Raw genomic sequence first — 12,370 nt, forward strand, 5'->3', positions numbered from 1 at the left:
AGTAAGAACGGAGGGAAATTTATGAAAAAGAAGATCCTTACTACCTTAATAGTTATTCTTATTCTTGCTGCTGGCGGCATAGCAAGCAAGATGTTGAGTGCTCAAGCAATTATTACTCCCGCTGAGGTCGTAAGCGCTTTAGAGAGCAAAGATATTCAATTGCTGCCGGCAAGTGAGAGCACTGATAAACCGCTTTTAAATCACGTTCCTGCAGTTCAATATATTCTGCAACCTGAAAATGCTACAGGTCAGCCCGAAGCTTTATCTATCTTCACTTATGCATCCGCAGATGCTTTGCAAGATGCAGTAACCGAGCTAGAGCAGCAAATCGATTATTTAGATGATGCTCCTGCTGTATATGAACATAAGAACGCACTGATTCTGCACTGGAAAGGCGATTCCCCTTCTGATTCTCTAAATAAGATTCTAGAAGAAGCTCTTTTAGATCTGTAATTGATCTGTAATATTGATCTCTGTAATAGTGACGTTAGTAAACGTCATTTTAAGCTATAGATAACTTCTGCCTTAGAAGATGCAGGTAAGGTTAAGTCTATAAAGTGGATGTTGTCCTCGCATATAAACTGCGATTCCTTTCTCGGGATTTGCAGTTTTTTGTTATAAAAAGATCGACAAATTACAAACCTATATTTAATATAAATGTATAATATAGAAGAAAGTGGTGAATTCCTCATTATGCTTTATGCAGGAGCCCTTATACTATCCATAGCTATCGTTGTCTTTCTAATTCCCCCGCTCGGGCGTCTGGCCCTTCGAATCGATTTTGTAGACAAGCCCCGGGAAGATGAAGAACGTAAATTACATAAGAAACCGATTCCTTTAACGGCAAGTTATGCGATTTTCATCGGTTTTTTCATTACATATCTTCTGTTTTCAGGAGAATATACTTGGCAGACAGGGGCTTTATTTTTAGGCGGATTACTGCTTCTCATCATTGGCACCGTGGATGACTGGTTTAAGACTAAGGGAAAAGATTTCCCTGCTCTGCCCAAAATGGTAGTTCAGATGTCTGCTGCTGTCATTGCCTACTTTGCTGGGATTCGCTTCAGCGGTTTCTATAACCCGTTCAGTGAAGAATATATTTCTCTTCCTGTCTGGCTGCAGTTTACCCTCACGATTCTCTGGATTTTCGGTGTAACAACAGTAATTAACTTCTCGGATGGAATGGATGGTCTAGCTGGAGGGTTGTCGGCTATTTCGGGAACAACTTTGTTTATTGTCGCACTGACCATGGGACAAGGGAATTCTGCCATGCTGGCTATTGTACTCGTGGGTGTGACCATCGGATATCTCAAGTTCAACAAACCGCCTGCAAGAGTCTTTATGGGAGATGCAGGAGCTACGTTTCTCGGTTTCATTCTGGCGGTCATTGCCCTGGATGGTGCTTTCAAGCAGGCGACCGTATTATCGATTCTCATTCCGATCCTGGCGCTTGGTGTTCCTATTTTCGACAACCTATTTGTTGTAATTAAAAGATTTCTTGACGGCAAAGCCATCTATCAGGCAGATGCCAGCCAAGCCCACTATAGACTGCTTCGTGCCGGACTGTCTCATAAACAGGTAGTTGCTGTCCTATGCCTTGTCAGCGTCTGCTTATGTTTGTCTTCCATCATTCTTATGCTCGTTCAAATGTAAATTCTCGTCTATGTAAGCAGGGCCGACAGGTCCTGCTTTTTTGCGTTAAGCAATAATTAAAAAGAACGTGATAGCATTTGCAATAACTTCTACAGAAGCAATAACTTTTACAGACCCTAAAAACATGTTCTGAGGTAACTGCCCATATACTATAGAGCTCATGCTAACATCCGCATCAAGAAAGGAGCTGTGCGATGCTCTCTTCTTCCATTGTTGTATTTCCTCCGCGTGAACCAGACCCCTTGCTTACCAAACTCTTATCTGTGCTGTGTGAGGAATATGATGTCTATTATCTGTCTGAACCTAAACTTCAAGAAGGAGAACAGGTAAAAAACGAAGCATGTTTACGTTTAGCCGAGCTCCCGTCAAGTGTGCTTTTACTCACGCCCTCCGAACTTCATACCGTCTGTACAGAAGATACCCTTGCTATTGTTGCTCATCCGTACTGGCTGCATGTCGCTGCTTCCCAAACAGAAGCGCAGCTCATTATGCTCCAATTCGAAGATGAAGAAGACGCAAGCAGTCTATTCAGTACTTGTACAGAACAACTTCGGGCCATATCTTCGCTATTCTGTTCCCGTTCCGAGATGAAGTGTCTGGATGCGACTTTTCGAGGGACCCCAGCTCTATTTCTGGATGAGGAACAAGAGAGCCTAAACCTGGACCTTTTTATACATGCCATCCATGAAATCGTGGAGGATGTTCCTTTCTCTGCCCATGAGATTCAGTGGACTAAGCGTAAAGCGCACTACCGTGCTATGAGAGAACAGAACGGACCTCATGAGACATTTTCATTTCTTTTAGCTGTATATCACTACTTATTAGGAGAACAAGAAGCACTGCACTATGGAGAGGAAGCCTTTCTGCAGGCAGTGATAAGCGGTCATCATCAATCTCTGATTTCCCATTACCGGTTTCTGTCCGCGATTCATGCAAAGCTAGGCAACCTGCAAACTGCAGCTAGTATATACGGAATTACGGCCTTTGGTGAAACCGAGGCAAGACAATATGAGAACATCCTATCCCTTCTGGCTCAAGATCAGGAGTCCCTTGCGCGCGCGGAATTACTTCGGCTGAATGATGACTATGGAACGGCCATTTCTCTCATCAAGCAGCTGCCTGCCGATCATCGTGTTCGTCACCTGCTGTTTCATATGTACCGAGAAACAGGACAATTGGAACTTGCTCTATCACAGGTTCACTCCTCTGACTTGCTCGCAGCAGAAGACCGATATCTGTTTCGCCTGTTGTGCGGCAATGTGGAAGCAATGCGCGGAGAACGACACGCAGCCATTCGCCTATTTCTAGAGGCAGCTGCCGAGAAGGAAGAAGCTCTTGTCCATATCGCTGCTCTGGAGGTACTGGATGATAAGGTTCATAATTTATTGAAAGGGAGCTGATTTTACTTATGTCAGATCCTTCTCCCTCTATTTCTAATGTACGTAAATCGGAAGGCAATACGCTCACCGCTATGCTGCAAGTGCACAATGAGGAAGATCGCTACTTGGAAGAAGTACTTACAGACCTCTCTACTTATGTTGATCACATTGTTATCGTTGATGATGCCAGTACAGATCGTACGGCCGAGATCTGTAAGTCATTTGAGAAGGTAATCAAGCTTGTACAGCTGCCGGAATCGTTGTTTGCAGAGGAATGGAAATTACGTTCTATCCTGTGGCAAGCCGCTGCTTCTACTTCTCCCGACTGGCTGCTTGCTGTTGATGCCGATGAATTGTATGAGGAACGGGCCAAGCGAAATATTCGAGGTCTTATTAATCAGAATCGTTATGACTCAGTCAGCTTTCGGCTATAGGATCTTTGGGGCAGCCGGCAGTATTACCGGGAAGACGAATTGTGGCAAGCACATAAAGGGGCAACCATGACACTTGTTCGCTTTTTCAAAGACTACCCCTACTTTTATCCGCAAATGCAGCATCATGTACCTCGGCTGCCGCTTACCTGTTCCGCGCTCCCGGGGCTTACCACAGACTTACGTATCAAGCATCTGGGCTGGTCAGGACCGCTGGAAGAACGGGTTGAGAAATATGTCCGCTACAAAAAAATGGACCCCGAAGGACAATGGGGAAATCTTGCCCAATATGAGTCCATTTTGGATTTGAAACCTAACCTTCTGGAATGGAAGGAGGAAGATTAATTGTACGTCAGCATTCTTACGCACAGCTTTGCGGACGGATATAACCGTGATTTTGAGAGGCTATTTGGAGGCGGGCTGGAACGGTATATCTACGAGCTCTGTCAGGTTATTCGCTCACTCGGTCATACACCGCAGGTTCATCAATTATCCTACTACGATTCATTCCACCGCCATATTGAAGAGATTGAAGTGTTTGGATATGCTTATGATCCGCAGCGTATACCGGATGCATTTGAGGAGATGGCTTCCCAGGCGAAGGGTCCGCTCATTTATGCCAGCTGTATATGGCATCCGCTGCGTTATTCCCCAAATAGTCTCGGGATATGTCACGGGATCAACTGGGATCGTCCGAGTCTTCCATCCGAAGTGAAACAAGAAGTGGCTGTCTCTATACAGCACGCGCTAGATCATTTAGAGACCATCGTATCTGTTGATTCTCACTTTCTCACCTTTTGTAGAGCCGTCTGTACCTTTAACGATCCGCAGAAGATTATCTTAATTCCAAACGCAGTTGATACCCATTATTTCAAACCGCTGGAGTCTGCTGGGGAAGAAACAGAACTTGAAGAGCATACCTTGCGCAAAAGAACCAATAACAGAAAGGTCCATCTTCACCAGTCAGAAGAGGAGCTCGAAGCAAGTGAAGAGGAACAGCCGGGACGGATCCGAATTCTTTTTCCAAGAAGAATTAGTCTGGAACGAGGAATTATTCCGATGATGCTGTCCGCTGATTATTTATTAGGTCTTTACCCTCAAGTAGAAATTGAGTTTGCAGGAGAGCGGGTACAGGGAAGCACCGTGGGCAGAGCTTTTGAAATGTGGATGAAACACCATCCCCATAAAGCGCGCATTCTTTCCAAAAGCTATCTTTTTGATGAGATGATTACCGCCTATCATATGGCAGATATCGCGGTCATTCCTACGATTTTCTCTGAGGGAACTTCCTATGCCTGTCTAGAAGCCATGAGCTGTGGAATTCCTGTTGTAGCAAGCAATGTCGGCGGTCTCAATGATCTGATACAAGATGGTTTTAATGGCCTGTTAGTCTCGCCTGAAGAATCCCATATTACAGCTGCCCTATGCCGCCTTATTGACGATGAAGATCTCCGATTACAGCTTGGTAAGCAGGCACGGAAAACCGCTCTTAGTTATGATGAAGAGAAGTGGAAATCCGCTTGGAAAAAGGTGCTGATTCCCTTCCTCAGATAGCATTACGTCCATCTAGACTACAATAGCACAAGCGGATGTAATCCCGACCTCGTCAGCGGTGTGCTGATTACATAGGTAAGAGCATTCCATCCGCAGCGTGCGATATGTGCCTCTGAAGCGGGTATATATTTCTCCTGTTGCTCCTGTAGAAATGACCTTAGCCTAGTATCAAGCGGCGGATCACTGTCTCTCTGAATCATTCGGGTATGGAGAGCAATCCACAGCATATAGCAACGACTTCCCAGGATTTCATCTGGCTGTTCTCGTTCCCACTCCCGCTCTAGCTCCTGCTCTAGCAAAGAATGCAGCTGCTCGACTATCCAAAGCGGTGCATGAACGAGTGCCATCTTCATCGCTGGCGATAGGGCAGACAGCAGCGTTCCAGGTGAGGGATCACTGCGTAACATGGATGAAAAACCGTACCATGCCCCGATTCGAATGAACATTTTGCAGGCATCCGCAGCAGAGGAGAATCGATGCAATTGGGGTTTTCCCAAACCAGTCTGCACGCCGCGATGCCCTGATTTCAATGCAGTCTTGCTATATTCTAAGGCCGCTTGGATGGTTTCCGTCTGTTCTCGGTGGGCTGGAGATTGTACCCAAGGCTGAAGATTCCGAGAGGCCGTGCTGTATTCTCCCATCTGTGCTTGCAAAAGTGCTTCTATCCAAGGTTGGGCCAAAAAAGCACCATGCAGGTATTCTCTATGTTTTAAAATCCATGCCGGCTGTTGCAAATCCAGCATGAGATAGAATACGAGCAACTGTGCTTTTTTCGGAATTGCTTGCTTCTTTACCCATTCATTCAACTGCTGTATCTGCCCGGTACAGACAAGAAGCGGAAGCCATCTCTGCCATGCCAGCACATAATCTGGTCGGTATTCGAGAGAAACCCTATAAGATTCACAAGCTTTCTGCCACTGACCTTGCCGCTCTAGCAGCACCCCTTTTAAATAAGCGGTTCGGTAAGTCCCCGCTCCCGATACCGAGGTATATTCCCTCGATATACACATGCCGCCCAGCACATGAAGAGCCTGGTCATCTTGTCCCTCATCCATGAAGAGTACGGCATAAAGCTCCTGTAGATCTGCGAAATTAGGAAAAGCTGTCAGTCCCTGCTCGATCTGCTGCAGCGCTTCTTTTGCCCGGCCCGTTTCTCTGAGTGCATACATCGTTTTTAGGAACAGATCCGAAGCATATCCTTCCGTAACGGGCAGACTCGCAAGCAGCGGTTCAAAGATAGGAAGTGCCTGCGAATAATCTGCTTGCTGAAAATATTCTGTGCCCAGTGCATAAAGCAGTTCTCTGTTTTTCGAATCGGCAGCCAGCGCTTCCTTAATCAGCCGGAGATTCCGATCGGTTTTATTTTTTTGTTCAATAATATGCGTGAGGTAACCATAGTGAATAATTTCTAGGTCACAACGTTTTAACTGCTGATCGGACTTCGCTTGAACTGCAGAGGCAATCTGTTCGTGGATCGAACCGCTAAATTTTATTTCGGGATCATTACGAAACAACCGGCAGACATAGTCTGTTACCTGCTCATCGCCTTGGTGTCCAAGTAGACTTTTGATTTGCAGCTCATATCCTGCGGCTGCTTCATCTGCACAAAGCGCCCATAATTTTTCTTTCTGACCATCAGTAAAACATTCATCTGCATCCAGAACGAGAATCCATGGCTTGGTTGCGAGTTTTAAAGATTCATTTCGTGCAGCTGCAAAATCAGACTGCCATGGATACGAAATGACCTGTGCGCCGTATTTTTCTGCTATGGAACAGGTTGCATCTACAGACCCGGTATCGAGAATGATGATTTCCGATACAATATCAGCCACGGAAGACAAACACTGGGAAAGAACCCATTCTTCATCTCTAACAATCATACAAAGGGACACAGGAGAATCTGGATTCATTTCGCGTAAATGCCTCCTCTTATTCTTGATGGATGTTATCTACCTAAATCCGTTCGGCCATGGAAGTCCGAGCCGAATATGCTGGACAAGACGAGTATTCACATCGCCATTTGCCTGCGCTTGGATCGCAGATAGATGCCCGTCTGCTGCCGAAACCATACTGCTCACATACTTCTTCGTGCCCATTAGAGCTGTCTGAGGCAATGCTTCTCTGTTCTTTTCTAATGTGCTGCGCCAGACGCCTGTTATCCCTACAAACATTTCTCTTTTCCCCGCATGGTCAGCTGCTTCCAGAAGTTCTGCAAAGCCAGACCAAGTCTCCTCTGTTAAAGGCTTCAATTCTTTATCTATCCCCTGCTCGATGAGAAGGATGGCCTGATCTTTAAAGACCTGTTTCTTTTCTGCACCAGAAGGGATATCTAAACTCCACATCAGCCAATCTTTCTCTTGTTCAGGAAAGTCAGGGTTCTTGTGCAGCAGACGAGCTGCGCTCTCCCAATCCCCACTCCGCCATCGCGCCATGAGCTTACTTACGCGGATCGTCTTATGAGGAATGGGCGGCTGATCCCATTGCTGCAAGATGGATAGGACAGCTGAGTAGCACCTGCTATCGTTAAGGATCCCGATTAATTTCTCCATCGCTTCTTGCGATTCGATTCGAAAGCGCGCCTCGATAAGCTCTGGCAATCGTTCCTCCTGCCCGATAACCTGCAGGATACGGCAGATTCGATATAACGGCGGAAGCAGACTAGGCTTATACCGAACTGCCTCAACATAAGCATCTACGGCTGCTTCGAGCGCTCCTCTTTGTTCCGCATACTGACCGAGCATATAGAGCGTTTGGAAGGTGCCGATCCCTTCCTCCGTATGGTACATCTCCGCTGAAGGCCCCATATGAAGGGCTTCTCGAAGAATCTCTTCGGCCTCCTCTGTTCTGCCGAGTGTATTCTGGGTAAAGGCTTGAGCATGCAGCAGATCTGTATAGCCTGGGTACAGTCTACGTCCTTTAGCAATCTTTTCCATCGCCTCTGTCCATTGTCCAAGTGCCTGCAGACATCGCACTTCATATTTAAGAACCAAATGCGCATAACTAACACGTGCGGGATCTAAGCCGTTCCATGACTTCTGAAAACACTTTAACGCCTGCTCTACTTTTCCTATTCGTAAGTACTCGACACCCAGATTGTAATCATGAAACGGATTCGCTGGATCTTCTTCGATAATTTGCTGGAGCAGCTCCATATTTCGATTCACTTTGTTCTTAGCAGAGACAATCGTCTCGCTGTATCCATAATGATGAATGATTACATCGGTCATATGAAAATGAGCTTCTGCACGTTGACTCACAATGGATTCGGCGATCTGCTCATGAATTCTCCCCTGAAAACGGTACTCTGGTCGATGCCGAAACATACGAAGTACCGGATTAATCGTGACTCCCCCCGAACCGTTTCCTGTATAATTGTGAATTTGTAAAAAATAACCTTCAACCCCATCCTGCTGGGCCCAGATCGGAAGTTCTCTTGCTCCCTGTTCGTCTATTCTTTCATCTGCATCAAGAAACAGAATCCAGTCACCGGTAGCTGCCTCAAGCCCTGCATTTCTGGCTGCTGCAAAATCATGACACCACGTAAAGTGCACAACAGAAGCACCGTAACGTTCTGCAAGCTGAACCGTGTTGTCTGTTGAACCCGTATCCACAACGATGATTTCATCAACAGCTCCCTGTACACTTTCAAGACATGCGGGCAGCATTTTTTCCTCATCTTTTACGATCATGCATAAAGAAATGGTTTGACTCGGCAATTCTCACACCCCTCTCCTTCTTGCCTGACCGTCCCTTGATGTTTTCCAGTTCAGGTCATCTAACCTTTGCAGACTGCCCGTGAGATTGGCAATATCCTGAGCTAAGGTAGAAAATGTACTTTCTGATTTTTTTGCAGTTTGAGTATTCAGCATTCGTACAGCCGCTTCTTTTGCCAGTTGCAAGCAGCTGGCTGCTGCCCCCATCCTAGCGCGGCTATAATCTTTGGATAATGTGATTGCCTGCTCAAATAAAGCAAGGGACTCTGAGTAATTAGCGCGGTCATACATATATTCAGCCAGCTGAAACATGCCCTCTAAATGAAGGTCGCCCTTCGCTAATTGCTCCAAGTACTGCTCTGCCGCCTCTAATCGGAAACCATGTTTATATAAAAGATCAGCTGCCGTGCCAGGTGACAGTAATCTAGCTTTTTTCATGGAAAAAAGCAGTTCTTTTTGTCCGCAGGCCGCTGCCCGGCCCGCTAGTTTCTCTGCTTTTTGAAAAAGGGGCCCTGAATCGGGCTGAGGAAACTGAGGAAGATCTTCTGCTTCACTCTGCTGTTTTATGTTCAACAACCGCCGCTCTATCTCCGAATAGAACACGCTGTCTTCATTACTATGTTGGTAGAACACTTGCGATAATGGCTCAGAGCAGGACCATGAACAGATCGCCCAATCCATTATGGCTAAATCAATATGCTCTTGATCGTATGGAGATATAAGCTGATCACTTAATTCCTGATTAATCCCCTTATTCCGCTCTAGTAGCAGCTGCGATCGCTGTATTGCTCGGGGCTTTCTTTGTGTCTGAATCAGACAGGCGCGGGCCCAGCTTTCGTCTTCTATGCCAATAGATTGCACAGGCAGAATGGATAGAGCCGCTTCATACGCTCCGCATGACATGAGTGCATACGCCGCTTTTTGCAGATGTTCGGGGTTCTCTCTGTCGATTAACTCCACTAAAATTTGCTTCATTGAGGGATCTGCTATCCCTTCTTTTTGCAGTAGATCAGCCAACCCGCTAATCGCTGGAAGATAGCCTTGATGTGCCTTTATAGCAGACCGGTAGTGATCCTCTGCATCGGATGCTCTCCCCTTTCGTTTATCTATATCTGCCATATGGGTGAGCGGAATGTAGCTGTCTGCCCCAGCTTCCGTAACGTAAGGTACAGCTTGGTTCTTTGAAGGAAGACCGGACTTCACTGCTTTTGCAAAATAGCCATAAGCTTGCTCAGCCATCCCGTACTCCTGTTCAACAAGCCCCAGCAGAATGTAAAGATCAGGGTAGTCTCTATATCGCCTGATTTCTGTCTTCAACAGATTTTTCGCCTGTTCTAACTCCTGGTTTGCATAAAGCAGCTTTCCTAAGTCCCGTACGAGAGTCGCTCGGTATGGAGCATTCACGGGGCAGCTATTTAGTGCTCGCAAGAAAGTTATTCTAGCCTGCTCCCTATCTTCTAATTGGCAGTACGTTACCCCGAGATTATAGAGATGAAAAGGATCATCCGGGTTTATTAGGAGGGCCTGCCGAATTATTTTCAGGTTACGCATAGCTGTCTGTTTACTCTCCATGACTGCGGGAAGATACCCGTAATGATTTACTTTCAGCGGACAGATGGAAGGTGTAGAGGCTATTTTTAACTTTGTCGAAGAGCACTTCACTTTCACTTCATGCTCGATCTTCAGCCGAATATTCAGTCCGCTCTCTCCCAAAGTGTCTTTATTTGCTTGAACGAGCTGTTCGTGAATCAACCCTTCATACCGGTAACCATATCTATTTCGAAACACGCGCGGTGCAAAATAATGAATACACTCCTCAGGACTAGATCCCGTCCAGTTCACAAGTTCAATCAGACACTGGCTTCCTTCTTCCTGACTCAGAAACTCCTTGATCTCTTCTTGCCCGGCTGTCACCTGTTCATCTGCATCCAGCACAAGAATCCAATCTGTATTTGCATGTACTAACCCTGCATTACGGGCTTTTGCAAAATCATGTTCCCATGGACTATGAATTACGGTTGCTCCGTACTTTTCTGCTATTGCAACAGACCGATCCGTAGAACCCGTATCGACAATGATCAGCTCATCAGCCAGGGTATGAATTCGTTCCAAACATGCTCCAAGCCATTTTTCTTCGTTATATACAATCAGGTGAACTCCCAAAGTAGGAATACTCATCGTGAACTCTCCCCCGGTTACAAAAAAAATACATGGGCCTCTGTTGAGACTCCATGTACGTATATGTGTGCAGCGCTTATTATGTGCCTTGTCCGTTGAAATACACACTAATGGTGGCAGGTGTTCCTGGCGTGCTGGACCTATAAGCAAGCCTTGTATATTTAAGAAAACGCTGCGGAACAAGCACATCAACAGATCCGGCAGCAATTCCTGTAACTGTGTCCACATCGGTGAACCAGTTCGTTCCATTCGCGCTGATTTCGACCCTTGCATCCGCACTGCCTGTTGTCCCTGAGTTATACACAAAGAAAGAATAGGTTCCAAACACACTTGTCGTGACTGGAGATAGAGGAGTGTAAGCATCCGCCGTTGTAATGCCAAGCGTCGGAATTTCCTGAAAGCTTTTCTGTGATATGGAGGTAATACTATCTAGTCTTCCGGCTGTAATTGTTGCTCCAAGTACACTTGTGATCGTACCGTTTAGCAAACTCGATAGAGTTCCTGCCGTGATGGTTGTTCCCAGGACGCTCGTAATCGTCCCTGCGGTAATCGTGGTTCCTAGCACACTCGTCAGCGTTCCTGCTGTAATTGTTGCTCCGAGCACACTTGTCAGGGTTCCATCCAGCAAATTCGTGAGTGTCCCTGCGGTGACTGTTGCTCCCAGCACTCCCGTTATGGTCCCTGCTGTTATCGTCGTTCCCAGTACGCTCGTCAGCGTTCCCGCTGTGATCGTTGCTCCGAGTACACTTGTGAGCGTTCCATCCAGCAAGTTCGTGAGTGTCCCTGCTGTGACTGTCGCTCCCAGTACGCTCGTAATCGTCCCTGCTGTTATCGTCGTTCCCAGTACGCTCGTCAGCGTTCCCGCTGTGATCGTTGTCCCCAGTACACTTGTCAGGGTTCCCGCCGTGATTGTCGCTCCGAGCACACTTGTCAGCGTTCCATCCAGCAAATTCGTCAATGTTCCTGCGGTGACTGTCGCTCCCAGCACTCCCGTTATGGTCCCTGCTGTTATCGTGGTTCCTAGCACACTCGTCAGCGTTCCCGCCGTGATTGTCGCCCCGAGTACACTTGTAATTGTACCCGCAGTAATGGATACGCTCGTGATGCTAGGCATGTTACTAATCGTACCATCCAAAATAACACCCACCAGGTTACCCGATGGATCTGTACGAACAGGATGGGATACTTCCTCATTGTCCGTGCCATATATCAGCGTCCTTAAATTGTCGGGGTTTAAGTTAAAACTCGAAAAGTTTGGCATCAAGGGCCTCCTCCATAGAACATGATCTAACACCGCAGCAGTGCTACGTCATTCTATGCTAGGACCTAGCGAGTAGTAACGGCTCAAGCCTCACTCTTTTTTTCAAGGTAAGGACAACCCAAACCAAATACGCATTTTTTCCATATACTAGTCTTGGATAATACTTATCATTAACCGTGTTTGAGCAGCCATAACAGAGGG

Annotated in this window: 10 protein-coding genes; 6 read left to right on the plus strand and 4 right to left on the minus strand. The window is 46.5% G+C overall.

What is annotated here, in order from left to right:
- Positions 1-21: 21 nt before the first annotated feature.
- From PV403_RS10025 to PV403_RS10050, 6 genes are all read left to right on the plus strand, one after another.
- Entirely contained in the window at positions 22-453 is a 432-nt protein-coding gene (locus tag PV403_RS10025; protein WP_213530643.1) for a hypothetical protein, read from the plus strand.
- Between the two features lie 240 nt (positions 454-693).
- Positions 694-1,653 carry an MraY family glycosyltransferase gene (locus PV403_RS10030; protein WP_213531049.1) on the plus strand — a complete coding sequence of 320 codons (960 nt, stop codon included), beginning with the start codon at positions 694-696 and terminating at the stop codon, positions 1,651-1,653.
- 194 nt (positions 1,654-1,847) lie between these two features.
- On the plus strand, positions 1,848-3,053 hold the full coding sequence (locus tag PV403_RS10035; protein ID WP_213530645.1) for a tetratricopeptide repeat protein: 1,206 nt from the start codon (positions 1,848-1,850) through the stop codon (positions 3,051-3,053).
- An 8-nt stretch (positions 3,054-3,061) separates the two neighbouring features.
- Positions 3,062-3,466 (plus strand): glycosyltransferase family 2 protein, encoded by a 405-nt coding sequence (locus PV403_RS10040; protein WP_332084486.1) that lies wholly within the window; start codon positions 3,062-3,064, stop codon positions 3,464-3,466.
- A 39-nt stretch (positions 3,467-3,505) separates the two neighbouring features.
- Complete coding sequence (locus PV403_RS10045; RefSeq protein ID WP_332084487.1) at positions 3,506-3,808, plus strand: hypothetical protein; 303 nt, start codon at positions 3,506-3,508, stop codon at positions 3,806-3,808.
- Positions 3,809-5,017: a glycosyltransferase family 4 protein gene (locus PV403_RS10050; protein ID WP_213530649.1), complete on the plus strand. Its 1,209-nt coding sequence runs from the start codon at positions 3,809-3,811 to the stop codon at positions 5,015-5,017. It begins immediately after the preceding gene.
- A gap of 17 nt (positions 5,018-5,034) precedes the next feature.
- On the opposite strand, the gene PV403_RS10055 is transcribed toward PV403_RS10050, so the two are convergent.
- From PV403_RS10055 to PV403_RS10070, 4 genes are all read right to left on the minus strand, one after another.
- Complete coding sequence (locus tag PV403_RS10055; protein WP_332084488.1) at positions 5,035-6,927, minus strand: tetratricopeptide repeat-containing glycosyltransferase family 2 protein; 1,893 nt, start codon at positions 6,925-6,927, stop codon at positions 5,035-5,037.
- Positions 6,928-6,966: 39 nt separating this feature from the next.
- Complete coding sequence (locus tag PV403_RS10060; RefSeq protein ID WP_213530653.1) at positions 6,967-8,733, minus strand: glycosyltransferase family 2 protein; 1,767 nt, start codon at positions 8,731-8,733, stop codon at positions 6,967-6,969.
- A 3-nt stretch (positions 8,734-8,736) separates the two neighbouring features.
- Positions 8,737-10,908, minus strand: a complete 2,172-nt coding sequence (locus PV403_RS10065) for a glycosyltransferase (protein WP_213530655.1) — start codon at positions 10,906-10,908, stop codon at positions 8,737-8,739.
- 79 nt (positions 10,909-10,987) lie between these two features.
- Positions 10,988-12,169: a DUF6385 domain-containing protein gene (locus PV403_RS10070; RefSeq protein ID WP_332084489.1), complete on the minus strand. Its 1,182-nt coding sequence runs from the start codon at positions 12,167-12,169 to the stop codon at positions 10,988-10,990.
- Positions 12,170-12,370 lie beyond the last annotated feature (201 nt).

It is taken from the genome of Paenibacillus sp. GYB006, assembly GCF_036577645.1.
GTDB lineage: Bacteria > Bacillota > Bacilli > Paenibacillales > Paenibacillaceae > Paenibacillus.

What these genes read in the sequence shown, in the direction of transcription:
- PV403_RS10065 (WP_213530655.1), bottom strand. Translation starts at nt 10,908, where the DNA reads ATGAGTATTCCTACTTTGGGAGTTCACCTGATTGTATATAACGAAGAA.
- PV403_RS10055 (WP_332084488.1), bottom strand. Translation starts at nt 6,927, where the DNA reads ATGAATCCAGATTCTCCTGTGTCCCTTTGTATGATTGTTAGAGATGAA.
- PV403_RS10035 (WP_213530645.1), top strand. Translation starts at nt 1,848, where the DNA reads ATGCTCTCTTCTTCCATTGTTGTATTTCCTCCGCGTGAACCAGACCCC.
- PV403_RS10030 (WP_213531049.1), top strand. Translation starts at nt 694, where the DNA reads ATGCTTTATGCAGGAGCCCTTATACTATCCATAGCTATCGTTGTCTTT.
- PV403_RS10070 (WP_332084489.1), bottom strand. Translation starts at nt 12,169, where the DNA reads ATGCCAAACTTTTCGAGTTTTAACTTAAACCCCGACAATTTAAGGACG.
- PV403_RS10025 (WP_213530643.1), top strand. Translation starts at nt 22, where the DNA reads ATGAAAAAGAAGATCCTTACTACCTTAATAGTTATTCTTATTCTTGCT.
- PV403_RS10040 (WP_332084486.1), top strand. Translation starts at nt 3,062, where the DNA reads ATGTCAGATCCTTCTCCCTCTATTTCTAATGTACGTAAATCGGAAGGC.